21 protein-coding genes are annotated in these 24,435 nt (G+C 40.0%); 8 read left to right on the top strand and 13 right to left on the bottom strand.

What is annotated here, in order from left to right; genetic code table 11:
* Positions 1–4 precede the first annotated feature (4 nt).
* From CPBP_RS06240 to CPBP_RS06230, 3 genes are read right to left on the bottom strand one after another with little or no spacing between them, the layout of a single operon-like run.
* The gene (locus CPBP_RS06240; protein ID WP_350331998.1) at positions 5–457 is read right to left on the bottom strand and encodes a hypothetical protein; all 453 of its coding nucleotides are present in this window, start codon (positions 455–457) and stop codon (positions 5–7) included.
* A gap of 1 nt (position 458) precedes the next feature.
* Positions 459–743 carry a hypothetical protein gene (locus CPBP_RS06235; protein WP_350331997.1) on the bottom strand — a complete coding sequence of 95 codons (285 nt, stop codon included), beginning with the start codon at positions 741–743 and terminating at the stop codon, positions 459–461.
* Positions 744–753: 10 nt separating this feature from the next.
* Entirely contained in the window at positions 754–1,923 is a 1,170-nt protein-coding gene (locus CPBP_RS06230; RefSeq protein WP_350331996.1) for a flagellar basal body P-ring protein FlgI, read from the bottom strand.
* A 67-nt stretch (positions 1,924–1,990) separates the two neighbouring features.
* On the opposite strand from CPBP_RS06230, the gene CPBP_RS06225 reads away from it, so the two are divergent.
* Together CPBP_RS06225 and CPBP_RS06220 are read left to right on the top strand one after the other, a co-directional pair.
* On the top strand, positions 1,991–2,164 hold the full coding sequence (locus tag CPBP_RS06225; protein WP_350331995.1) for a hypothetical protein: 174 nt from the start codon (positions 1,991–1,993) through the stop codon (positions 2,162–2,164).
* Positions 2,165–3,202: 1,038 nt separating this feature from the next.
* Positions 3,203–4,093 (top strand): class I SAM-dependent methyltransferase, encoded by an 891-nt coding sequence (locus tag CPBP_RS06220; protein ID WP_350331994.1) that lies wholly within the window; start codon positions 3,203–3,205, stop codon positions 4,091–4,093.
* 224 nt (positions 4,094–4,317) lie between these two features.
* On the opposite strand, the gene CPBP_RS06215 is transcribed toward CPBP_RS06220, so the two are convergent.
* From CPBP_RS06215 to mraY, 7 genes are read right to left on the bottom strand one after another with little or no spacing between them, the layout of a single operon-like run.
* Positions 4,318–5,436 carry a glycosyltransferase family protein gene (locus CPBP_RS06215; RefSeq protein ID WP_350331993.1) on the bottom strand — a complete coding sequence of 373 codons (1,119 nt, stop codon included), beginning with the start codon at positions 5,434–5,436 and terminating at the stop codon, positions 4,318–4,320.
* Complete coding sequence (locus CPBP_RS06210) at positions 5,408–6,475, bottom strand: glycosyltransferase family protein (RefSeq protein ID WP_350331992.1); 1,068 nt, start codon at positions 6,473–6,475, stop codon at positions 5,408–5,410. Before CPBP_RS06210 ends, CPBP_RS06215 begins: the two co-directional genes overlap by 29 nt.
* 16 nt (positions 6,476–6,491) lie before the next feature.
* Positions 6,492–7,919, bottom strand: coding sequence for a UDP-N-acetylmuramate--L-alanine ligase (gene murC, locus CPBP_RS06205; protein ID WP_350331991.1), 1,428 nt, complete (start codon positions 7,917–7,919; stop codon positions 6,492–6,494).
* A 3-nt stretch (positions 7,920–7,922) separates the two neighbouring features.
* The gene (murG, locus tag CPBP_RS06200) at positions 7,923–9,014 is read right to left on the bottom strand and encodes an undecaprenyldiphospho-muramoylpentapeptide beta-N-acetylglucosaminyltransferase (RefSeq protein WP_350331990.1); all 1,092 of its coding nucleotides are present in this window, start codon (positions 9,012–9,014) and stop codon (positions 7,923–7,925) included.
* Positions 9,014–10,141 carry an FtsW/RodA/SpoVE family cell cycle protein gene (locus CPBP_RS06195; RefSeq protein WP_350331989.1) on the bottom strand — a complete coding sequence of 376 codons (1,128 nt, stop codon included), beginning with the start codon at positions 10,139–10,141 and terminating at the stop codon, positions 9,014–9,016. Before CPBP_RS06195 ends, murG begins: the two co-directional genes overlap by 1 nt.
* Positions 10,142–11,494: a UDP-N-acetylmuramoyl-L-alanine--D-glutamate ligase gene (gene murD, locus CPBP_RS06190; protein WP_350331988.1), complete on the bottom strand. Its 1,353-nt coding sequence runs from the start codon at positions 11,492–11,494 to the stop codon at positions 10,142–10,144.
* The gene (mraY, locus tag CPBP_RS06185; protein ID WP_350331987.1) at positions 11,491–12,510 is read right to left on the bottom strand and encodes a phospho-N-acetylmuramoyl-pentapeptide-transferase; all 1,020 of its coding nucleotides are present in this window, start codon (positions 12,508–12,510) and stop codon (positions 11,491–11,493) included. Before mraY ends, murD begins: the two co-directional genes overlap by 4 nt.
* A gap of 108 nt (positions 12,511–12,618) precedes the next feature.
* Between mraY and CPBP_RS06180 the strand changes: the two genes are divergently transcribed.
* On the top strand, positions 12,619–14,178 hold the full coding sequence (locus CPBP_RS06180; protein WP_350331986.1) for an ATP-binding cassette domain-containing protein: 1,560 nt from the start codon (positions 12,619–12,621) through the stop codon (positions 14,176–14,178).
* A 698-nt stretch (positions 14,179–14,876) separates the two neighbouring features.
* On the opposite strand, the gene CPBP_RS06175 is transcribed toward CPBP_RS06180, so the two are convergent.
* Entirely contained in the window at positions 14,877–17,660 is a 2,784-nt protein-coding gene (locus CPBP_RS06175; RefSeq protein ID WP_350331985.1) for a tetratricopeptide repeat protein, read from the bottom strand.
* A 134-nt stretch (positions 17,661–17,794) separates the two neighbouring features.
* On the opposite strand from CPBP_RS06175, the gene CPBP_RS06170 reads away from it, so the two are divergent.
* Together CPBP_RS06170 and CPBP_RS06165 are read left to right on the top strand one after the other, a co-directional pair.
* The gene (locus CPBP_RS06170; RefSeq protein WP_350331984.1) at positions 17,795–18,712 is read left to right on the top strand and encodes a DMT family transporter; all 918 of its coding nucleotides are present in this window, start codon (positions 17,795–17,797) and stop codon (positions 18,710–18,712) included.
* Positions 18,702–19,589 carry a cation diffusion facilitator family transporter gene (locus tag CPBP_RS06165; protein ID WP_350331983.1) on the top strand — a complete coding sequence of 296 codons (888 nt, stop codon included), beginning with the start codon at positions 18,702–18,704 and terminating at the stop codon, positions 19,587–19,589. The genes CPBP_RS06170 and CPBP_RS06165 overlap by 11 nt, the downstream gene beginning before the upstream one ends.
* A 1-nt stretch (position 19,590) precedes the next feature.
* Here CPBP_RS06165 and CPBP_RS06160 read toward each other — a convergent pair whose 3' ends face one another.
* Together CPBP_RS06160 and dksA are read right to left on the bottom strand one after the other, a co-directional pair.
* Positions 19,591–21,027 carry an SPOR domain-containing protein gene (locus tag CPBP_RS06160; protein WP_350331982.1) on the bottom strand — a complete coding sequence of 479 codons (1,437 nt, stop codon included), beginning with the start codon at positions 21,025–21,027 and terminating at the stop codon, positions 19,591–19,593.
* A 439-nt stretch (positions 21,028–21,466) separates the two neighbouring features.
* Positions 21,467–21,895: an RNA polymerase-binding protein DksA gene (gene dksA, locus CPBP_RS06155; protein WP_350332620.1), complete on the bottom strand. Its 429-nt coding sequence runs from the start codon at positions 21,893–21,895 to the stop codon at positions 21,467–21,469.
* Positions 21,896–22,032: 137 nt separating this feature from the next.
* On the opposite strand from dksA, the gene CPBP_RS06150 reads away from it, so the two are divergent.
* The 3 genes from CPBP_RS06150 to CPBP_RS06140 are packed head-to-tail and all read left to right on the top strand — an operon-like array spanning position 22,033 to position 24,255.
* Entirely contained in the window at positions 22,033–23,337 is a 1,305-nt protein-coding gene (locus tag CPBP_RS06150) for a hypothetical protein (RefSeq protein ID WP_350331981.1), read from the top strand.
* Positions 23,312–23,917: a hypothetical protein gene (locus CPBP_RS06145; protein ID WP_350331980.1), complete on the top strand. Its 606-nt coding sequence runs from the start codon at positions 23,312–23,314 to the stop codon at positions 23,915–23,917. The genes CPBP_RS06150 and CPBP_RS06145 overlap by 26 nt, the downstream gene beginning before the upstream one ends.
* The gene (locus tag CPBP_RS06140) at positions 23,914–24,255 is read left to right on the top strand and encodes a hypothetical protein (RefSeq protein ID WP_350331979.1); all 342 of its coding nucleotides are present in this window, start codon (positions 23,914–23,916) and stop codon (positions 24,253–24,255) included. Before CPBP_RS06145 ends, CPBP_RS06140 begins: the two co-directional genes overlap by 4 nt.
* Positions 24,256–24,435: the final 180 nt, after the last annotated feature.

Below are 24,435 nucleotides of genomic sequence, written 5' to 3'. Positions count from 1 at the left end.
TTATTTATCCACTTTGACTAAAATTGGTATACCCATTTAATGGAGGACGTCGCTTACCCTCTGGACCATAATTTGTCTTTAATCTAGACTGGACAACTTCATGAAAAATTTCCATCACACGTTTATTAGCTTCATTAAATGACTTTATCATCCGTTCGTTACGGTCTAGCAAACGTGATAAATTTTCCGTTACTTCTTTTAAAACTCGTCGCTCTTGAACCGGAAGGTCATCTAAATAGTCTCCTTTTTCTTTTAATAGAACAATCATCTGAGCATATAATCCGCATGCCTCTTGCTTAATGGGTTGCAGTGCTTCAATATCCTGAATTTTCACTAACTTTAAACACCCCATCTCTTTAGTGACCAACTCTGTTAAAAAATCCGTTAATTGTAAGAAATGATTTATTTTAAATGATCCAGTTAGCGCTGTTTTAATTTCTTGAAATCTTTTTTCCATTTTATGCTGTCCCTAACTTTTGACTTAATTCTTTATAAATTTCTTTACCAAAACCATACTCAGGCGATCCTTTAAACACTGCTTCAACCATGTACGGAATTAATTCACGATAATATCCACCAGCATTATCTTCGTCCCCTTCTTCGTCATGTAACGCCTGTAATTTTTGAGTAAACGCATCCTGTAACATTAACAGTCCGCTTTCATTAGCAACGTCTTGAAGCCTTTGATCATCAGATACTTTTGAAAGACCTGCTATCACACCGTTGTTAATCTGAATTCTCATTTTAATCTCCTTATAACATTTCTAAGTCTGCGTGTAGCGCCCCTGCAGCTTTAATGACCTGCAGAATTGCTATCAAATCACGGGGAGTTACACCTATGGCGTTTAACGAATCAATAAGGTTTTGTAATGTTGCACCAGATTCCAACATAACCATATTGCCCGTACTACCTTCATTTACTGAAATCTCCGTATTGGTGGTTGTCTGAGTATTTCCGCCACCAAATGAATTGGGTTGCGAAACATCTTGATTATCCTTTACCTGAATCGTCAAGCTTCCGTGTGCAACAGCAACTTTGCTAATCTTGACGTTTTCCCCTATAACCACGATACCCGATGCCGCATCCATCAAAACACGGGCACGTTGATCTGGTGCAACTTCTAATTGTTCAATTTGAGTAATCAGTGCCACCAGATTATCTTTATATCCCACTGGAATATCAATGTGCAGCGTACCCACGTCGATTGGATGAGTATTCGTGCCTAATTGAGCATTGATGACTTCGCTAACACGCTTTATCGTTGTAAAATCTGGATTGCGCAAACTTAGGCGTAAAAAGTTTTGATCCCCAAATTGAAAGTCCATTTCACGTTCAATAATCGCACCGTTAGCTATACGTGCGTTTGTTGGCACACCTTTAGTTTGAGTAGCACCTTGCCCCCCTACTGTATATCCAATTGCAGCAACTGCGCCCTGCGCCACAGCATAAACCTGCCCATCTGCACCGTATAATGGTGTAACCAATAACGTTCCACCCAATAAACTTTTCGCACTCCCTAATGACGATGCGTTAACATCAATTGTAGCTCCCTGTCGCCCAAATGGAGGCAAATTTGCAGTCACCATCACGGCAGCAACATTTTTTGCATCCATATTGATATTGCGTGTATTAATGCCCAATCGCTCTAACATGCTAATCAGGCTTTCTTTTGTGAATGGTGAGCTTGATAAAGAATCTCCCGTGCCATTCAAACCGACGACGATGCCATATCCGATAAGTTGGTTTTCTCTTACCCCATCAAAAAAAGCTACGTCTTTTATTCGAGTCGAAACTTGATTGTTTGTTACCCTAGGCGCGACGTGCACAGCTTCAATGGGAGCAACGAACAAAAAAAATCCAAACATCAGTATGAACAGCTGCTGTGTGGTGATATGTATTTTTGTTATTATTTTCATATTCATTTACAGATTCTTTTTTATTCGCTAAAACTTAATCTGCAAGATGTATGCCAATGTGAGGGAATTAGTTATGATTACGATTGATTACTTAAAACATCACCACCAACATATCCCAACTCTAGCAACACTATGGATGGGTACGATTGGTAAAATGTGGGCACCTCACGTTACAATTGAAGACGTCATACACCGTTTTCAAACTCATCTTAATAAAGTCGGTGTTTTACGAGCCCGTCGGCTCTAGGGGTTGTTTACAGGGCTGTGTCTACTGATCGGGTAGTTTGAGTTCCTGTACTGGGGATTCAGTTCAGCGTTTCGTCTTTGAGTGTTGCAACCAAAGCTTCGTCATGGATCTTTTTAGGGATCATTTGGCTGAAATACTTTTGGGACGTAGAACGAAAAAAGGCTACCCAGGTTTTTGGGTAGCCTCTTCGCAATTCTAGTTATTAGTATACACAGTTGATTTGGAAAGTCAAGAAAAAAGCAACGTGCCGTTGCATCCAATAGATTAGATCCGATGCGGTCTGACACGGATGGTAATTTTTCCAAACGTATTAACCTATTGTGCTGGTGAGTGCTGGTGGGTGCAACCTCAGATTGCCAGCATGCCCGATAAATTTCTGAAAAAATTCGAAAAAGTTTGAAGTTTTCTAACTGCTGCCTCGCGCCCCCGATGGGGCCCTCCCATCATCATTACTCAGAGCGTGTCCTCCCCCCGCCACCACAACGCAATACAATTGGTATCTTTCAAAACAGTGTTTTTGAAAAATTTACGCGTCATCCCAGGGATACCATCCCTTTTCAAACTAGGACATATTTCACACAGCGCTGTGCTACTCTATGTCCAAAATCGCCATTGCGTATCAGATGCACCCACACTCATGTGGGATCTGAGTTTACTATAATCCGTCCATCTTCAAACTATCAGATACTTCTTAACAAATTATGAATAAAACGAACATTTTTTTGCACCAGGGATGATCCCTGGACTCAATGGGTAATACGGTTTCTGAAAATTGAGATCTCCAAAGTATTAGGTTGTTTTTATAATCCGTGTCAGAGCGCATCGGATCTATCTATAGGGTCCAGGGATCATCCCTGGTGCAACGTCACGCTGGTTGCCTAATGGGTCTCAAACCAGATGAACTTTATACATTTGCATTTGATCCAACACGTACAGAATGCTATACTAAACAATGCTAGATAATTTGGGCAGTAGATTGCTAATTGCTAAGTATAATATTAATGTGTGCAAACCTAAGAAGAATAACAGAGAGTATTGATGTCTAAAAAAACCATAGTAATGTTTTCCTGGATATTAGCCTTAACTATATCATGTGATTTTGCTGCAACATTTACATATCATCAAGCATTAGAAACTTTTTATAAAAAAGCAAAGCCTTCTATGCCAGCAGCAGAAAGCGATGGACGCACACCTACACTCAACCAAAAAGGAGCAATTTCTCCAACTCTTGATTATGGAACCCTTTCCTTTTTAGAATTTGGAAAAAACAAACGGATCCTAGAGGTCGGTGGAGCCTACGGAAATGTAATGTTAGAAGCGCTACATCAAAGCGGATCAACTATTTATCACTTAAATGATTTGGATGAACGCCATTTAGGTATTGCTGCATTTCGATTACAAGAAAAGATAGATCAACGAAAAATATGCATGGCCGGCTTGGGAAATGTACAGTTTATTTATGGTGATATTACTCAATCTTCCTGGAAAGTTAAAGAACCCTATGACGCCATTCTAATGGCAAATGTAATGCGTTTTTTAACGCCGAATCAAATAGATCAAGCATTTTCAAATTTGTTTACATCGCTTAAGTCTGGCGGCAGAATATTTATTATTGCAATGACTCCCTATGTTAATCGCTATAAATCGTTTATTCCTGAATATCACCAACGTATAAAAGACGGTGCACCAAATCCTGGATTTGTAAAAAATATTCGACACTATGCAAACAATGATGGCAAGATTCAAAACCAAATTAATAATATTACTGATGGGCACTTTATGTTTTTGGATGATATAACATTATCAAATCTAGCTAAAAGTGCAGGATTTAAAGTATTGGAATGCACATTCAAACCTTTAAGCTATAAATCAGAATCTTGGGAATTGGACGGTCGTGAGACTGTGGTTCTGATTGCAGAAAAACCTTAGCAACGGGCCGTTGCACCAGCGTGACGCTGGACCCACTAGAGTTATACGAATAAATTTCTGAATTGTTGCAACGTTGTTGTTTCTAATCCGTGTCTGTGCGAATCAGATCTAACTTATTGAGTGCAGCATCATGCTGCCAACCTCCCGTTGCGCACCCGATAAACAAACTTAATGCGCGCAGGGCGCTGTAGCTGTTCGGATAGACTCTAAAGGATTCAGGGCTGTTACTTTTCAGACATCGATTCGTATAGTTTTGCTATTTTTAATAATTCGTTTTCCAATGTAAATCGTTCCATAAAAATGGTATGAGAACGCTTAGCAAGCTGAATAGCTTTATCTGGATTTTCATGCACCCATTTTACGTGGGCATCAATTTGTGCAAATACTTTTTCTGGATCTTGATTGGGATCAACGTATAACACCGAATCTCCAAACTCTTTTTCCACAAACGGATGATGATCACAAATAATCACTGCAGACGCTGCTGCTGCTTCAAAAATACGTGATGTGGGCACACGCCCCTTAATATGCTCATGACTGTGTAAGACAAGTGCTATACCACAGTTTGCTATCGTATCAACCACTGTATGGTCATCAACAGGAAGCAATCCTCGGTAAGATGTCAGATTCATTTTAACCCACGAGCTTGGATGCCCATATAAATCAAAATATCCCGTCTGATCTAACAACTGATAAAACCGTTGGTAATGATCACTTCCCCTGGCTTTGTCCCAAATACATCCCCAATGACATAACCGTGTTTTGGGGGTATCTTTAAAATCAGTGGTTTGAACACTGAACACGGTATGAACATTATAGAATTTCTTATGGTTTTGCGCTTCATAGGCCAATCGAATCGGTTCTGCATCAGGAACAACTGAAAGAAACCCATCGTAGTTTAAAACGTTTGGGTAATCTTTATTTCGAAAGACTCCCTCTTTATTTACATACATAAACATAGGAACATGCAGGTATAATAAATGTATCGCCCCAGGCACAGGTGCAATTTCTGCCCTTAAGGATACTACAAAATTTGGCTTTATCTGGCTGACATAGTCTGGTTGTTTGTCTAAACATTCAATAATTGCCCACTCCCACCCCAAATTACTGGCCGCTTTTGTTAAGCGTTGCACGGCTTGAACTTCTCCAAAGGCGGCAGGATGGTTTGTAATCATGATGCGATAGTTTGCTTTTTGTTCGCCACACAAATTGGGGGATAGCTTAACCTCTAACTTTAAATTTTTAGATGCTTCACCGATAACATTAGATAGTGTTCCAAACATACACAAGGATACAAGACATGCCTGATAGATCTTATTTCTTTTTTTGTGACATTCGTTCATACATTTGACCTATCTTTAATAATTCGTTTTCCAATGTAAATCGTTCCATAAAAATGGTATGTGAACGCTTGGCCAATCCAATAGCTTTATCTGGATTTTCATGCACCCATTTCACGTGGGCATCAATTTGTGCAAATACTTTTTCTGGATCTTGATTGGGATCAATATATAAAACAGCATCCCCAAATTCTTTTTCCACAAACGGGTGATGATCACAAATAATCACTGCAGACGCTGCTGCGGCTTCAAAAATACGTGATGTTGGAACGCCGCCATTTAAATGAACATGGCTGTGTAAAATTAACGCAATTCCCGATTCTGAAATTTTATCAACAACGGTATGGTCATCCATTGGCAGTAACCCACGATATGACTGTAACCCCATTTTCTCCCACGACCATGCAGGACCATATATATCCAAATACCCCGTCTGATCTAACAAATCATAAAATGGTTTGTAATACTCTCTGCGAGCTTTGTCCCACGTACTGCCCCAATAGATAAGGCGCAGTTTGGGGGAGTCGTTAAAGTCCCGCTTTGGAACACTGAATACTGATTTAGTTGAATAAAAAGGTTGATGATACTTTGCTACAAATGCTTGTTTTATGGGATCAATATTGGGGGTAACCTCAATAAACCCATCATATGATAAAATATTTGGAAAACGCTTTGTATCCAACTTACCTTGCTTATCCAGATAGACATTCAATGCATGATGCACATATAAAAAATGAGGCACTGTGTTTCTGAACGGTTTTACTTCTTGATGCAAAGAGATCACAAAGTTCGGTTGATAGTCTGCCACACATTCAGGATGCTTACTATATTCATCCACAATTTTACAATCCCAACCTAAATTGCGTGCAGCTTTTGCGATACGATGAATCGCTTGAACCTCACCAAAAAAATCCTCGGGTAGGTTTGCAATAATTACGCGATATTTAGGAGATTTTTCAGATCGCTTCGTGTTACTGGCATTCACGTTACATAAGAATGATCCCAATGATATAATCATCATGGCTACAGAAACTATACGCATATGTTTAACCTTTTTGTTATACGACGACTGCTTTATATAGATCTGGCATATCGTAAGCCCACTGAGTAATATTTCCAGCCCCCATAAAAATGACCATATCATTGGGTTGCACTGTTTTTAACAGCGTCATTTTTAATGCTTCTTCGGATGGAATGTGCACTGCACTCACACCCTTCGTCAAAGCCTCATTCACTAATGTTTCACTATTATAACCCTCAAGAGGGGCTTCCCCTGCCGCATATACGGGCGTTACGTAGATTTTGTCGACTCCGCGTTCTTCATTAAACACATCAATAAAATCAAGAAAATGATCTTTTAACCGCGAATACCGATGAGGTTGCACGATGACAAACAAGCGTCCTTTTTTAATGGAAACAGCACCTTTAATGACAGCACGAATTTCTGTTGGGTGGTGGGCATAATCGTCCACAAACGTTACATCATTTACAATACCTGTCACCGTAAAGCGTCGCTTTACACCTTCAAACTCTTCAAATGTTTTACGTAACACATCATCTGAAATGCCCATTTCTTGGGCAATGCACACAACAACCAAGGCATTTAATACGTTATGAGCCCCCACCATCGATAGCTTTAAATCTTTAATTTCTTGATGATTTTGCACACTGGACCATTTAAAGGGTGTATGAAACTCTACATCAAAATAGGCACCCTCGGATGTTAAACGTACGTTTTTAGCCTGAACGTTATTCGATTCTTTAAAACCATAGGTTACAATCCGTTTATTCGTTAATTGAGGAAGGATGGACTGAACATTTTCATCATCACCACATACCGCTCCCAATCCATAAAATGGTATTTGTTCTATAAAGTTTACGAAGGCTTCTTTTAACTTATCAAGCGTTCCATAATAATTCATATGCTCTGGATCGATGTTGGTTGCAACAATCATGGTTGAGGGTAAGTATTGAAATGATCCATCGGATTCATCCGCCTCAACGACCATCATATCGCCTTTACCTAACCTTGCATTCGTACCAAAACTATTTAAGATCCCACCACTAATCACCGTTGGATCACATTCGGCTTGTTTTAATAACATTGCAACTAAGGATGTGGTAGTGGTTTTTCCATGGCTTCCACCCACAGAGATTGTCCACTTTAAACGCATTAATTCTGCAAGCATTTCAGCACGCTTAACAACGGGTATTTGTAACTTGCGCGCCTGTTGAATTTCTGGATTCGATTCATTCACGGCCGATGACACCACAACAACGTCAATTTCAGACACGTTCTCAGCCTGGTGTCCAACGATGACATTAATCCCCAAACGCTTTAAGCGTGTTACATTATAATTGTCTGACAAATCACTGCCCTGAACTTTATATCCCAAATGATGCAAAATCTCTGCAATTCCACTCATTCCAATACCACCAATACCAACCAAGTGAATTCGTTCTATTGAAAAGGGAGGAGTACGCATTGTTTATCTGTCCTTATTAAGTTCTGTTTCGATTAAGTTAATGATGTCTTCGGTTGATGTTGTTCGCCCCAAAGCCTTCATTTTTATTGCTGCATCATATAAGAGTTTAGGGTCGTTAATCAAGCACTCTAATTGATTGGCTAAATAGTCAGACGTGAATTCATGCTGACGCACACACCATCCAGCTTTTGCTTGCTGAATATGCTGGGCATTGACCCATTGATGATCATCCTTTGCACCTGGAAATGGAACCAAAATTACAGGTCGCCCAATGATTTCCAATTCTGCCAATGTTGAGGCTCCAGCCCTTGCAATGACAAGATGCGCTGTTGAGATTTGCTCTGACATGTTTTCAATAAAATCAACAACTTCTGCCTGAACCCCGGCATCTTTATACGCCATACTTAAGCTATCCACATCACCTTTGGGACATTGATGAATGATCGACAAACGATGTTTAAGCGCTTCTGGTAACTTGGCGATAGCTTTGGGTATCACCGTTGAAAAGACTTTAGCACCTTGGCTTCCACCGGTCACTAACACATGGATCTTTTCATTAGAATCAAACACTGCATAGTCTGTTTCACGGAATTCATAAAACACATCACGAACAGGCGTTCCCGTAACCGTAACTGAGGCTTTGGTTTCAACTTTTTGTGTGTTGTCAAAGGATAATGCTAAGTGTTTTACCCCCTTGCATAAGATACGGTTCACTTGACCTAGAACTGCATTTTGTTCATGCAAAATAGTCGGTATTTTTAACCCTTGAGCAACCACCACAGGGGGAAAAGCAGGATATCCGCCAAAACCAATAACTATCGAAGGCTTCATCATTTTATACCCGCGGTAAACATGGTACATAGATCTTAACAATCCCCAACCAAATTTGGCCATTCCAATAAAACTATTTTTGCGACGACACATCGGCAGCACCATGATTTGTACAGAAGGAGGCAACCGATCAAACTTACGCCCTGCCCGATCCGTAATGAAAATGACCTTGTGTCCTTTTAACGTCAATGCTGTTGCAATCGCCTCTGCTGGGAAAATATGCCCACCCGTGCCGCCTGCTGCTAATATAATTGTGGATGCCATTACTTATACTCCATACGATGACGTGTTAACCCCAAAATCAAACCTGTGTGAATGCCCAATGCCAACAATGAGGATCCACCATAACTCACAAATGGCAACGTCATTCCCTTTGTTGGAATTAAATTTAAGGCAGACGCCATATTAATCACAGATTGAAACGTAAATGATACAACCAATCCAACGCCTGCTATAATTACGAAAAAATTGCGCTCTCGGTTAAGTTGAACCAAGGCTCTGAAAAAAATCACTGCGAACACCCCAACCAGGATTGCACATACAATTAAACCGAATTCTTCGCCGGCAACGGAAAAGATAAAATCAGCATGAGCATCGGGTAAGTGTTTTTTATAAACACCCTCACCCGGTCCCTGCCCCCATAGCCCACCATTTCGGAAAGCATTTAATGATTTTTCAATTTGATAGGATGCCCCGAATTTATCATCCGTCACAAACAAGAACTTATTCATACGATCGGACACATGGGGAAATAAGAAATACGCACCCACTAGACCAGCTATACCGGATGCCCCAATAACAGCGATCACTTGGAACGATAATCCTGTCATAAAAAACTGAATCGCCCAAATCGCCGTAATCACAACCGTCATTCCAAGATCTGGCTGTAATAACAATAACAACGCCATAAATCCAAACAATCCCATGCTGATTATCCATGGGCGTTTAATATTAAATTGTTTTGCTAAGTGGCTAAATACCCACGCATTCATAATACAAAAAACAGGTTTCAAAAACTCTGAGGCTTGCAATGAAAATCCACCAATGTTTAACCAACGCCTGGCCCCCTTGATTTCTGTTCCAAAAAATGGGGTGATAAGCAGCAACAGAACAACACCTAGAAATGTTACAAGAGAAATAAGCCGCATGTTCTTCAGGTTTAAAAACGAAAAAAAGATCATGAGTGCAATGGTGGGTAGTAACATCACAACATGGCGTTTCACAAAGTGAAATGAGTCTAGCCCCAACCGTTCAGCCACGGGTGGGCTGCCCGCCATCGTTAACATCACACCAAAAAACATTAAGATCAAAAAACATACCAATAACGGTCGATCCACAGACCACCACCATCGACCCAATAAACTTTTATCCGTTCTAGAAAACAATACCATTTATTTTGATCCAAACTGTTGCTGAACTATTTCTGTAAAGACCCGTCCACGATGTTCAAAATTCTGGAATTGATCCTGACTTGCACATGCTGGCGATAATAACACGGTCACCTTATGATCCGCCTGATCTAATTCTTTTGCAATAAAATTCATCGCATTATCTAACGTATCCATTTTTAACACTAAAGGAGATACACTCTTTAGCTCTGCTTGAAAACGCTCCGCAGATTCACCGATTAAAAAAATCTTTTCAACATACTCTAAATAGGGCAACAACGGAACAACGCCCTCATCTTTCGCAATGCCACCCACAATCCAATAAACATTGAGATATGTTTTAAGCGCCGGCAACGTTGCATCTGCGTTAGTGGCTTTGCTGTCGTTAATAAACAATGCCTTTGGTGTATCTAATACCCGCTCTTGTCGATGCGCTAGCCCTGGATACGATGGCAAAACCCTGAAAAACTCTGAAACATCAATTTCCAAATGCCTGCATACTAACATAGCAGCCATAACATTTTGCGCATTATGCGCCCCAGGTAAACTATCTGGTATTAACCCCAAAACGGTATTGCCATCATTTTCCGTTGAAATGACTTGATTACCCACAGTATATATGCCTTTTTCGACAACTTGGGTTGCACTAATGGGAATAATGTCTGTCTGCCCAGATGCAGTAAGACTATCGTAAGCTTCTTTACCCCCTGGACAATCAACACCAACAACCTTTAACCCTCCGGGCTTAACACGGGTAATTTGAGTTATCTTGGATAAAATATAGTTTTCCATGTTTCCATGACGATCCAAATGATCTGGCGTAATGTTCAAGATTACCCCCGCATCAAAGGTCATTTGATCCAGAATATCTAATTGATACGACGACATTTCCAGATTGATAACGGCGCCAGATGCAAGCTTTGGCGCATCCAACACAGGCACACCGCTATTTCCACCTGAAAAATGGGGAAGATTCAACGCATTTAAAACATAGTCGATAATTGCATGGGTAGTAGACTTTCCGTTAGTTCCCGTCACCCCCACATATCGATACCCGGAATATTGAGTACGCTTATACCAATACTCAACATCACCAACATAGGGAATGTGATATTTTTTCGCAAGTTGCACAGCCACGTGGGGGGTTGGAAATGTGGTTGGAATCCCCGGACTTAAAATAAGTTCTTCAACTGCATGCCAAGGAGCTTGGCTGGGCGCAACAATTGCCCCCCCCATTAATTGAACTTTTTCTTGCAGTACGGGTGTATCATCCCAGGCAATAAATGGAATTTGGTGCTCTAAAAAATATCGAACAACCGATACCCCCGTTTTACCAAGACCAATGATGTATTTCATAAACGATGTCCAAGGGCTGCCATCCCTAATGCGATATAGGCTGAGAATGCCGCGATCGCCCAGAACAGCTTAACCACCTGAATTTCAGACCATCCCACATGTTCAAAGTGATGATGAAGGGGAGCCATTTTAAAAAAACGCTTACCCCCAGTACGTCTAAAGTAAACAACCTGGATCATCACCGACACAGTCTCTATCACAAAGACCAACCCCGCAATGGCTAAGAAAATTTCGACTTTAAGGACGATGCTTAATACCCCCAACAATCCGCCCAACGCCAAAGATCCAACGTCCCCCATAAAAATTTTAGCCGGAAACAAGTTGAAATATAAAAATCCTAAGCAACTGCCAATGATTAATACAATTAAGTTGGCTAAATTATTCAGTTGATCGCTTGGTAATTTCACCATAAACGACGGCTGTATCCAGAGAATTAACAACAGAAAAAAACTTAATGTAATGACGACGGGAACGGTTACCAAACCATCCAATCCATCTGTCAAGTTCACTGCATTTGATGCCCCAACAATCACAAACAATGCAAAAGGAATATATGCATACCATAGGTTTAAGTGAACATCAATCAATGGCAAATACACTGTAAATTGTTGAGATTCGGGCATGTTGAAATGAACCACCATCCATCCAATAAATGCTATACCAATTTGAGAGATTAACTTTTGCCGAGGTGTCATTCCGCCATAAGCGTTACGTTTCATCACTTTTTTTAAGTCATCGATTGCCCCAATTGCAGCGTATCCAATAAACACGAGCAAGACCCCAAGATTCGCCCCACTCCATAAAGAGGGTGCAAATAATAAGCTTAATATCACGGGCAATAGTATCAGCACGCCCCCCATAGTTGAGGTTCCTGACTTTGACAGATGCTGTTTAGGTCCATCACCACGAATGGGTTGACCCGCAGATTGAATGCGTTTAAGCAATCGAATATAGGGATATCCCGCACATAGGGATATTAAAAACCCACATACAAAAAAAGTTAATACTGCATTCATTGGAAAAGACCCTAGCTTAGGTTAGAAAATTAAGAACATCATATAAAAAAAAACCTTTATTTACAAAGAAAAAAAGCTTAATACTGTAAAAAAGTTATCAGGATTTCCATGAATAAAATTATTCGCATTTTTACGCTATTGCTTCCCTATTTATGGGGCTCTTTTAAAGTTAGAATTGCAACCCTTCTAACACTATTTTTAATTGGAATTGACATTGTTGCAGCAACTTTTTTTCCATACATTTGGAAAAACATAATCGCCGCTGATATTAAACCCACGACGGCTTCATGGTTTCTAGGAATGACTCTATTATTATTTGTATGTTGGACAATCAAGAAAACAGCCCCTCACTTTCGAGAGATTGTCTTTTTTACCGTTACAAACCAAGCCATAAAAAGTATTCGTCTTAGAACAATCTTAAAAAGCCATACGATCAGTTTTCTGAATTTAGAAAAATATAATGTACAAGAAATCATAAGTGCAACAACGCGAGTCTCTCAAAGCATCCGACAGTTTATGCGCGTTTCATTTATTTCGATTTTTCCAAGCATCAGCAAAGTCATCAGCCTTTCGATTGCATTAGCATTAACAGATGCGATATGCTTTGGAATCATCAGCGCTGCATACTGCAGTTTAATTGTCTCTGCCTTTTGCTTGAGGTATTATTCGCAGGCAAAAATCAAAGCGTGGCATTTAACTGATAACGTCACTGTTGCCGTAGCTCATAGTTTACACACCACATCATCTGCACGGTTTAACCTTTCTGCTGAAACTAAACACCTTAGTCACTTGTTTGATTTGGAAGCCACCGCATGGGAAAAACATAACGTTGCACTGTATACATTACATTTAGCCCAAGATTTTATTTTTTACATCGGGTCTGGTATTGTCTTTTCTATCGTAATGATTGACTATGCCCATGGAATAATCAAGCTAGATAAGCTGGTGTTAATCTACGGATTAATTTCATCGATGTATTCTCCTTTATTAGAAATAACACGAAATATGACGCGCTTTTTCGGGGGAATTATCGATCTAAACAAGACATTGGACATTTTAAATCTTCCCTCAGAAAACAAACACATTCAATTACAGAACATTCACCCTCAACCGATTCAACTGGATAACGTGTCGTTTGGGTATCCTGAGAAAAAACCGTTATTACATAATATTAACTTAACAATTAATCCTGGCGACAGAATAGGAATTTTTGGTCCATCTGGAGTTGGAAAATCAACACTGTGTCATATCTTGACGGGCCTCATCTCACCCACTGCAGGAACGGCCACCTACGGACAGACAGACCTGTATCAGATTCAATCCGAATCATTAGGACAAGTTCTGTGCTATATACCTCAAGATCATACCCACAGAGAGCTTGAAACCCACGAACATGAACATGGCTTGGAATTAAAGAAAAAAGCATTTAGTGGTGGGGAGCACCAACGCTATTTAATCAATAGAGCCTTAGAAAAAAAACCTCAAATTATTATTTTAGATGAAACAACAAACGCGCTAGATCGCAAATCCGTGGATCAATTCATCTATGCAATCTTGCAAACCGTCCCAACCGTTATTATGATCACTCACCGCCAAACAACATTACGTAAAATGAATCGATTCTTTGAATTAAAGAATGGACATTTAAATGAAGTGCACCAGGAGTAACCAGTGTGACGCTGGCAACGTGCCGTTGGCAGCATGATGCTGCACTCATTAAGTCACATCCGATTCGTTCAGACATGGATTATAATTTTCACAAACCCTATTACCCATTGAGTCCAGGAATCTCCCTGGCGGCACGTTGCTTAGATCCGATTCGTTCAGACACGGATTACAACTCCACTACCGCAGCTATGCGGCTCAATAGTGCAGGTTTGCTCTTGCTTGCCCGTTAGGGCATTGTGGAGCAAAGGGCAAGCAGGGGGATCATTTTGCTTGGATTGAGTTCCTATATTAATAAAGGTTAATAATTTTTTAAATTTTTTTTCGCACCACCCCCCACCCTGTCACCCTCAGTGAACTTCGGGTGGGGGGACAACACCCATCTTAGAGATCGGAGAAGAAATAGACGAAGTTTTCCGTCATTTCTTCACGAAACTGGGGGTTAAAATAACAATGTATGTGCACACTAAATGTACTATACCGCGCAAAAATTAACAATTCATGAACAAACCAAAGATTTTTGGCACCAGGGATGATCCCTGACCCCATAGATTAGATCCGATTCGCACAAACACGGATTACAACTCCACTACCGCAGCTATGCGGCTCAATAGGCGCAGGTTTGCTCCTGCTTGCCCGTTAGGGCATTGTGGAGCAAAGGGCGCTGCGCAATCGTTTTTATGTGTGTTTAGCTATAGATATTACAGCTTTGCTTTTATGCGTGTAACATGGGGTGAGTCTGCACCGAAAGTTATTTCTGCCATATTTAAAGCTTTTTTCAAGTCATCGCTCCCTTGAGTATTTCCAGACTTTAACCGAACATCACCCAATCGTTCTAAGCTTAAAATCTGATCAGGATGGTTTGCTTTTTGGCAGATTGTATATGCTCTTAATGCAGCTGCTTCAGCGCCTTTCAAATCACCTTGAAGTTGAAGGCTGTCACTGATTAAACGCAACACATAGGCCGTACGCAGATGGTCTTTCCCATAATGTGCTTCATAGTTCTTTAGCCCAAGCTCCAAGTTCGCGTGACCTTGTTTGATATCTCCAAGCTTAACCTGGGCATACCCCAATTCACTTAAGATCTTTCCAATCTTTGGATGGGCATCACTTAACATCGTTCTGTGAACATCCAAGCATTCTTGAAAGACATCTCTGGCTTCACAGTACTTACCTTGATCGTTATAAATCTGACCGATCGTCATTCGAATCCACGATGTTCGTAAATTCTTTTCTCCAAATAAATCAATGTATAGTCTTTCAGCAGCTTTTGCTTCTGTGAAGGCTTTGTCCAAATGTCCTGTATTGCGATACACTTTCGCTAAAAAAATCTTTCCCCGACCAACTTCCATAGGGCTTTCTTCTGCTTCTTTTTCGCAGATCGCTAAGGCTATTTTTATTTCTTTTTCAGAGATATCATAATTACCTAAAAGTCTGTTTATACTACCTCTGTGCATTATTAAACCAGCGTACATTTTTGACGTAGCATCATATTCGGCATGCAACATATCTCCTTTTTTTGCCCATTCCGCAGCAGAAGCATAATCACCCATGTCTTTGTAAACAAGGCTTTTATACACCAAATTCCACGCCTGTATCTGATCGCATTTCTTCGCGACCTCTCGTTGAACAATGCTTTGATTAATAGACTCTAATGCAATCGACATATTTCCTAGTTCTCGCTCTACCAAACTGGTGACGCGTAGAATGATATCTTTGGTTGATGTATCCTTGCTATCTAGCGCCTTAACCTTTTCAAGTTGTTCTTTGGTTTTTAAAAAATCACCTTTTACAACATACATGTGTGCTAACAAGCAAAGCGCCTCAATGCGTCCCGGGGTGTTATTTGAATATGTATATGCCTTTATCGCTTTAGACAAATACTCTTCTGCTAATGAATATTTACAATTAAGACGATACGTTAATCCTAAATGAAGATATAGCCGCGCCAATCTTTGTTGATCGCGAGATATATTCAACTCAATGTATTTTATGCTTTTTTCAAGGAGCTCTTGAGCGTCTTTACCCTTGCTGGTGTAAAAATAAATACAGCCTAACATCCCCGTGACTTTCATCTGTTCGTCTGTCGTCAATAACTCACTAGTAGATATACGTTTTCCATGGGATTCTAGTAACAGTAACACACTGCGTTTTGCTTCATCAATGGCACTGTAAACATAATCCGCCATACTTCGGATAACATTGCGGACTACTGGATGTGATTGGCTAAGCTTTAAGGTGCTCACCAAGTACGCATACATGATTTCCCATGTGCTGCGATGCATTGAGATTGTCCCAATATCACCCGATGCTGTCCCCATAGTGACCAACGAATGCTTCATCATTTCCCGTATAAATTTATCGGCTTTCCCTGATACCTTAATCCCTTCAGATGTGTTACTTAACATTTCTTTGGGAACATCTTGTGAGTCCATCATACTAAGCATTAATAACTTCTGAAGGTTTTCTGTATCACTTTCTATAATCTTTTTAATCGATAACGTGATAATCTCATAACGTGTCTTATTATACTCCCCACCGTCTTTTAGGAGTTCTTGCTGCACCTCTAAAAAAGATGCGTCTTGCTTGTCTAAGGCTGCCAAATATTCGGCAGGTGATAACTTATAATTTCCTATATATTTAGCCGCAATCGAAATATCCAATGGGAATGGAGGAAGTTTCTTTAAAACTAGCTGTGCATCTTCGGTTTCTTTTGATGTTAGCTGTTGGGGTTCTTTCTGATGGCGGATACGTGAATACAATGTTAGTTCTTCATCGGGGGTTAGATCTTCTAAGGTTAAGATCTGTTCTCCCACATTTTTCAGCTGAGCATTTCGTGTGGTCAGGATAACTTGCCCCTTTCCCCACACCGTTGATGCTTGCGGTAAATACTTGAAGATGTCTCCCAAACGTTCCACGTTGTCATAGACCAATACCCATCCTTCCGAAGCTCTTAATACATCTTGTACAAAGACCAATCGCTTGGCTTCACGATCTGTAGAATCTTTGATATCTTCAATACTTTGTAAAATAGCTTTCTGATCCGGTGTTTGAGCTAATCGTGTAGAAAACTCTTTCAAAGATTGCAGTAAAGTTGCTTCTGTTTCGGCATTAAATTCCCATACAGTCAGGGTCGGAGACTCAGCAATACGTTTCGCTGCCCACAACCGAGCAAGTGTCGTTTTTCCAACGCCCCCCATTCCAACAACACCAACTAGTGCAACTGTTGTAATATCAGCATTGGATTTAAAATATCCCTTTAACCGTTCAATTAATCCAGCACGTTCTAACAAAACTGCAGATGCTGGTAACGGCAAGTTACATTGGACAGGTTTCCAGCAAATGTCATTCTCACTATTAATAAGCTTTGCTGAGGCAAGGTGAATTCTATTACCGTCTCCTGTCTTGACTTGGTTATTACTAGCAAATAAAAAATTCGTTGTAATTAACGATATAATACTTAGTATTATCTTTGAATCGCACATGTGTTTTTCCTGTTTATTTTTATCTATGGTGTCATAGTTACCTGAACGTTTTCAAATAGATTTTACAGCAGCTTACATGTATTTGACACAGCACCTTTTCTTTTTTATGGATAATACGTTATACTGGGTGGCGATTGTTAACTATAGGAATCCGACAACTGAACACCAATTTAAAAGGCGCCGCTTGGGTATTGCTGTATTGCGTAACGTTCACGTGCAGTATGAGCATTCACAAAATGGTCAATCCAGATATTCCAACAGCCTTAAAAGTATTCTTGCGGGCATGTTTTGGCTTGGCTTTCTTTAGCCCACTTTTCATTAAAGAAGGGCTAGCTATTTTTAAATCTACCAATTACACACTGCACCTGGTTCGAATCTTTTATATGTCTTTGGCCATGGGGGGTACCTATTTCACCTATGCAAATCTGCCCTTTACGGTTGCAACCTCTATCGGGTTTACGGGCCCCATCTTTACTGCTGTTTTATCATATTTTATTCTTAGGGATCGTTTAAAACTTGGGCAATGGCTCGCAATTTTCACAGGATATATAGGTGTCTTACTGATCGTTAACCCAACGGGAGAAATCAACAGCACAATTTACGTCGCCATTGTTGCAAATATCGTCACGGGTCTTAATTTAATTTATGCCCGAAAATTAACAGCCATAGACTCTCGCAATACCATCGTCATTGTCGGCAATATCGGCGTGATTATTACATCAGGCACATGGTCACTGTTCCATTGGGTCATCCACGCATATCATAATTCGTTAGTCAACCTCACGTGGCAATTACCCAATACAACAGACACCCTGCTATTAATGGGGATGGGATTTTTAGGTGCCTTTTCTCAGGTTGCATATATCACGGCGTTACGCTATGCATCACCCGGGTTTTTAGGACCGTTTGAGTACAGTCGACTTGTTATTGCTGTTCCCATCGGTCTTGCGTTAGGAGATGCTTTTCCAGGGCAACAAGAAATCATTGGCATTCTAACAATTGTTGGGGCAACATTATATTTATCATGGAAAGGACGTCTTAATGACAAATGATCGTTTAGTTCAACTGACATCCAAAGCCTCTGTCGCCGCTGCATTCATGCTTATCATAGCAAAATTATATGCCGTTTATACAACACATTCATTAGGGATTCTAAGCAGCCTATTTGATTCATCCGTGGACATGATCGCCTCTATCGGAAATCTGATTGCGGTCACTATCGCTGCCCGACCTGCCGATCATAAGTATCAATTTGGTTATGGAAAGCTAGAGGCCGTCGCCGCTTTGATTCAATCCATACTTATAGGGGCATCGCTATTATTTTTAGTATCAGAGGCCTTACAACGTTTTTTCTCTAACGACATAACTGTAACGCATTCAACCACGGGTATTTGGGTCATGGCGCTATCGATCGTTATGACTCTTGGGTTAACTGCGTTTCAACGATATACCATCCAACGCACTCAATCATTAGCTATCAAGGCCGATATGTTACACTATAAAACGGACACAGCCGTCAATATCGTCGTACTGATTTCCCTGTTTTTAAACACATATTACAATAACATTGATACAATCGCTTGTATTGGCATTTGTGGGTATGTCATGTGGGCAACCCGACACATTGTTGTTGAAAGCCTGGAAGTATTGCTGGACAAAGAAATTAATGTCAAAGATCAATCTAACATCAAAGCCATTTTGAACAACCACCCTTCGGTCAAAGGATTCCATAATTTTAGAACACGCAGTTCTGGGAAACGCATTTTTATTGAAGCGCATATCGAAATGGATCCCAAACTAACACTGGTTGAGGCTCACAACATCGCCCATGATTTAAAAGATGCTGTTGAGGCTGTTTACCCCCACTCAGAAATGATCGTCCACCAAGATCCTGTGGGTTATGACGAATCATCTGAACGACGGTTTTAATTTATTCATCTATGGGTATTAACATGTCGTAGTGCCCAACCATAAAGAACACATGCCTAACCCGCGATCCTTCTGCTGCCACACCCCTACTATCTCCACTACTAGAACACAACTTAATAACATCTCCAGAATCCATGGCCCAGATATTATAGTCTACGCCTAAGCTATCTTTAACCGCAGCAAACAAGCCCCCAGGAAACCACGTAGCCGACCCACGGTTTTTAGAGAACACACTCTTGACCCCAGCTAATACTTTTTCTTTAGTAGTCAGGTCATCTGCTTTAATTCCGCCTGCAAGTAGCTCTAGTCGAAACGCAGTCAAAAAAGCCTCATACGACGATGGAGTTGTTAAATTTTCTATTTTATTCATTAATCGTCTCTTGCCTTTCTCAAACAATTCTCCATCGCCATAGCCACAAATAATCACCAAGTCTTTGAACGCTGATTGAATTTTATCCGTGGAAACAGCTATTAAAGCTAATGTCGCACTTAAGGCATTGTAAGTTTCAGTCACCTCTATACCCTTAACGTCTTCACTCCCGGCAGACGTTATTACATTTATAAAATTTGTTACTTGAATACTAAGTTCTGGATTTGATTTAACTTTAGACACACCTTCTAATTCCTGAAGGTTTTTTATTAATCGATTTCGTTCATCTTGAAAAAGCTCTGTATAATATTTTTTCTTTTCTGATTCAAAGTCAGTTAATAGGTTTAAAGCGGGGGCTACGTCTCCACGATCATCAATGGCTTGAACTCTAGCCACAACGTCAGCCTTATCATCATCAAACATCAACACTGCAATATCACGAACTAAATCAGATCGTTTCTTTACGAAAGCTTGATATCCATCGTGTTGATCTTTCACCAAGGATTCAATCGTATTAACAAATCTTGCACGATCTACCCCCATCGCGTAAAACCCACAATTGCCATCACCTTTTATATTGATATATAGAAACCGTTTCCCATCTCTAGTTTTCACAATTCTATCGGTAACACCCACAAATCCTGGCTCTTTACCATATAGCTCTATTGCCCTAGCTTTGGCTGCAGTTACTGCCGGGGCAACAGCCAGTGTTGGTTTTATAGCCGGCGCCCCTGTCGGAGCTGGAGCAACAGCTTGAGGTGTTACTACTGGATCCGGCTTTACCGTTGGTATTGGTGTTGATGGTGCCGGAAGAGCTGCAGGAGAAGTGCTATCAGACCCTGTTGAGGCTAGTGCTGGTGCTGCAGGCGCCACTGTCGGAGCCGGTTTTACAGTTGATACTGGCGTTGGTGTAACTTTTAACTCTGGGTATACAATTCTTAAAGCAACAGAGTTTTTACATGCCGCTTGATAAAAAAAATCTTGAACTGAATCCAGGGTTAAAACATCTGGCATCGCCTCTGCATTTACAGTGGTAATACACAAAACGATACCTATAAAATAATTCATAACGCTCTCAAGACAATAATTTCTTCGCTAATTATAGGGACAACAATGAGTATTTCAAGAGTAATTACTTATATAGCTGACTTCTTATAATCTGGGTATGCGTCACTCGGTCGCTAATGTACATTTTAGTACATGTCTCGCCTCGTACCTGTACCCAAATTAAATTAGTCTAGCTATAGTGTTAGTCATTGATGACATTTCCATCTACAGCGCCATTCGCCCCACAATGCCCCGAAAGGGGGCAAGCAGGGGCAAACCTGCGCTTAGACGGTCTACTGAGTAAGCCAGCTGAACAATGTCATACAAACATAGGGAACCTGCCTAGCTTTTAGCTAAGGTTGTTTTTATAATCCGTGTCAGACCACATCCGATCTAACCTATTGGGTGCAACGGCACGTTGCTCGGATCTAACCTAATGAGTCCAACATCATGCTGGTGCCTAATCGCGATGTACTTTTTCAATACGTTCTAAGGCCTCTTGTGCTTTAAAACATAATGTCGCAACTGGTCTTGCTTCTAACCTAGCAACTTCGATGGGGTCATCTGTTTGCTCACAATAACCATAGGTGCCGTTTTTAATTCTCAGTAAAGCTTCATCGATTTTATTGATTAATTTACGTGCGCGATCCATTGCGCGCATTGTCATACGCATATCTACCTCAGACGTGGCCCTATCATTAGGATCAGATTCATTATGCGTCTGATCTTGTAAAGTAAGCACAGCTTGAGTATATTCTTGCGTTAACTCTTTTCTCCAACCCAGCAATTTTTGACGAAAAAACTCTCGCATTTTAGCGCCCATAAACTCTTCATCTTTAGCGGGAAGATAGTCTTCAGAAATATCTGCAATTTTTTCATCCAGAACCATCGAAATCATAACGAACAACCTTTCTTCTTATTATTCTTTTTTCAAACATCATATACGCCAAATGCAATATTGCGCAACCAAAATTTCTCATAGAAATTCCAAAAAATCCGTGCTACACATAATAAAAAGCACAGTATATGAAACAATCATTCTTACACATTTTTTTAAGCAATAATTTAGTGACTGCAACCCATGTAGCAGAACATGAAACAGAGCTGCTTTTTTCAAACATTCATCTTTCAAATTTAGATAAAATAGTACAAGAATTAACGCCCTACCATCACGTTCAAATTCGTTTAATTCTGGATGCACCCAACATCGTGATTAAATCATTTGATACGTTAGGGATGAACTATTGGCATCAATATCAGCTTTCACGCAGACTTGCAAAAGAATCCGAATCTGATTGGTATGCCCTATGGAAAAAACACGATCAATTGATTTTTATAAAAGGAAATTTGTCTGAATTAGAACATACGTTTTTAAACCACTTACACCAACGACGTTTTTTAATTGAATCTACTGTGCCAGCCTTATGGATTCTAAATACTGTGCTATTAAGTGGACATCAAATCAAAAAAAATGGAATTGTACATTTTCCAATACAAGATCATTTTCAACAGGTCTTATACCTTAATGGAATGCCAACTATTTCCCGAATCACACAAACTATTGATACCAGTGATTGGATTCAATTTGTTCGAACAAAATACAAACTGACCTTAGAAACCCTTGATGCTGATCGTTTAATCAAATCCCTGGGTAAAGCTAACGACTCTTTTTCTACCTATGCTTTAAATCAATTACCAGCAGCACATGCTCCCAATATTATATTTAAACAGGGGCTAAATATTAAAACATATTACACATACGCACATATGTTTAGACAGTTTACATATGGAATGGCAACGATCAGCCTTTTGCTAGTGGCAGCACTGGTGCCAGACTTAATTGAAATGAACACACATCAATTAAAATTGGATACGTTGATCAACGATGAACTTGCTCTGTTAGATAAATACGCTGTCAATGATACATTAACAACTATTTCGGATGCTTATGCTCAAAAACGGGCAGTCGTTGAATCATTTAATACTCAAACATTTCCAACGATGTCATTTCTAGAAAAACTGTCGACGATTTTACCCAATTATGGTCAGGTGATTTATATTCGCCTTACACCCAAAGTATCATCGTTAACTGCAGCACCAGGGCGAGATGAATTTACGATGCATATGCGAATCGTTCCTTTGAAAAACTCTAAAAACTTACAACTGTTAACCACGGAAATACACAAAACATTTGGATCTCAAGTACGTATACACATTGTCAATACTCCAACTGTTCAGGCAAATGGGTCATCCGAAGACCTCCCCTTGAAACATACCGTACAAATTAATATGACAGGATTGATGCATGATCTTCAACGACTTACACCCTAAGCATATGTATCAACACATTGCGGATTTCTTTACGTTAACGCGACATCTTTTAAATGACAAGCGATTCCGCATATCGATACTCATTCTAATGATCAGCCTTGCATCGATAGTTTTTAGCTGCATTTTATACTCCGTTCAGAAAAATCGTATGGATGCCTCAGCAGAAAAACTTTCTGCTCAAACGACAGAAATTATCCGTCGTATTGAAGTAAATCAACGTCACGCTCAGATTCCAAAATTCGAAGCATCTATGAAAACTATTGGTGCATATCGCCCCTCTGTTACTGCAGACGCCTGTTTATCTCACGTTGCGAATTGCTTCTTACAAAAAAACAAACCTCAGATTGGCATTACTATACGAAAACAAGAACTAGAGCCCCTATACACCGTTCAATCGTTTTACGTTAAATTCCAATCATCCTTTGATTATGAAATATTTGATATGATGGAATATATTCTGTCGAACTCTGGTAAATTTGGATATACGCGATTGCGAGAATTTGAAATCGAACAACTCTTTGAAACGTCGCCCATTGTTAAGGGACGGTTTGTTTACGATCAATTGAGCATAACGCCATGAAACTTATTGTAATCTTAGTGTGCGTATGCATCCCCATTTTTGGAAAAACATTTTCATTAATGCATCCGGCCTATAATAAAAGCCAAGACATAAGGGGATTAACTTTAAACGGAATTGTATTTATCTCTGATAAGGACTGGGTTATTTGGATCAACCGTCAACGTATTACTCCCACGAAAACCCCAGAATGGTTAAAAATCATCAAGATAACCGACACTACAGTAGAATGCGAGTATTTGCATGATAAACTATGGTATCAGGTAACGTTAGAACCCTACGATACGTTTACTCCAAACATTAAAGCGGAAGAAACCACCCAGACCACTGCAAATGAATAAGCCAAATAATCTACACAGTTAGGATTCTATAGCTAGATTAATTTTTTGGGTACAGGAACGAGGCGAGACATGTACTAAAATGTACATTAACGACCGAGCGCCGCATACCCAAATTATAAGAAGTCAGCTATAGCCTGATTCACATAAAGTGGTTATATGTGCCTTAAGTAGGCAACCTTA

This window comes from Candidatus Bodocaedibacter vickermanii (assembly GCF_014896945.1).
Lineage (GTDB): Bacteria > Pseudomonadota > Alphaproteobacteria > UBA6184 > UBA6184 > Bodonicaedibacter > Bodonicaedibacter vickermanii.
This window is presented reverse-complemented; position numbering and strand designations above follow the sequence as displayed.

Bases quoted from the DNA above. Each gene is read 5' to 3' on its own strand.
- CPBP_RS06195 (WP_350331989.1), bottom strand. From the start codon at position 10,141: ATGGTATTGTTTTCTAGAACGGATAAAAGTTTATTGGGTCGATGGTGG.
- CPBP_RS06225 (WP_350331995.1), top strand. From the start codon at position 1,991: ATGATTACGATTGATTACTTAAAACATCACCACCAACATATCCCAACT.
- mraY (WP_350331987.1), bottom strand. From the start codon at position 12,510: ATGAATGCAGTATTAACTTTTTTTGTATGTGGGTTTTTAATATCCCTA.
- murC (WP_350331991.1), bottom strand. From the start codon at position 7,919: ATGCGTACTCCTCCCTTTTCAATAGAACGAATTCACTTGGTTGGTATT.
- CPBP_RS06220 (WP_350331994.1), top strand. From the start codon at position 3,203: ATGTCTAAAAAAACCATAGTAATGTTTTCCTGGATATTAGCCTTAACT.
- murD (WP_350331988.1), bottom strand. From the start codon at position 11,494: ATGAAATACATCATTGGTCTTGGTAAAACGGGGGTATCGGTTGTTCGA.
- CPBP_RS06150 (WP_350331981.1), top strand. From the start codon at position 22,033: ATGAAACAATCATTCTTACACATTTTTTTAAGCAATAATTTAGTGACT.
- CPBP_RS06180 (WP_350331986.1), top strand. From the start codon at position 12,619: ATGAATAAAATTATTCGCATTTTTACGCTATTGCTTCCCTATTTATGG.
- CPBP_RS06230 (WP_350331996.1), bottom strand. From the start codon at position 1,923: ATGAATATGAAAATAATAACAAAAATACATATCACCACACAGCAGCTG.
- CPBP_RS06215 (WP_350331993.1), bottom strand. From the start codon at position 5,436: ATGAACGAATGTCACAAAAAAAGAAATAAGATCTATCAGGCATGTCTT.
- CPBP_RS06210 (WP_350331992.1), bottom strand. From the start codon at position 6,475: ATGCGTATAGTTTCTGTAGCCATGATGATTATATCATTGGGATCATTC.
- CPBP_RS06235 (WP_350331997.1), bottom strand. From the start codon at position 743: ATGAGAATTCAGATTAACAACGGTGTGATAGCAGGTCTTTCAAAAGTA.
- CPBP_RS06240 (WP_350331998.1), bottom strand. From the start codon at position 457: ATGGAAAAAAGATTTCAAGAAATTAAAACAGCGCTAACTGGATCATTT.
- dksA (WP_350332620.1), bottom strand. From the start codon at position 21,895: ATGGTTCTGGATGAAAAAATTGCAGATATTTCTGAAGACTATCTTCCC.
- CPBP_RS06175 (WP_350331985.1), bottom strand. From the start codon at position 17,660: ATGTGCGATTCAAAGATAATACTAAGTATTATATCGTTAATTACAACG.
- CPBP_RS06160 (WP_350331982.1), bottom strand. From the start codon at position 21,027: ATGAATTATTTTATAGGTATCGTTTTGTGTATTACCACTGTAAATGCA.
- CPBP_RS06165 (WP_350331983.1), top strand. From the start codon at position 18,702: ATGACAAATGATCGTTTAGTTCAACTGACATCCAAAGCCTCTGTCGCC.
- murG (WP_350331990.1), bottom strand. From the start codon at position 9,014: ATGGCATCCACAATTATATTAGCAGCAGGCGGCACGGGTGGGCATATT.
- CPBP_RS06145 (WP_350331980.1), top strand. From the start codon at position 23,312: ATGATCTTCAACGACTTACACCCTAAGCATATGTATCAACACATTGCG.
- CPBP_RS06140 (WP_350331979.1), top strand. From the start codon at position 23,914: ATGAAACTTATTGTAATCTTAGTGTGCGTATGCATCCCCATTTTTGGA.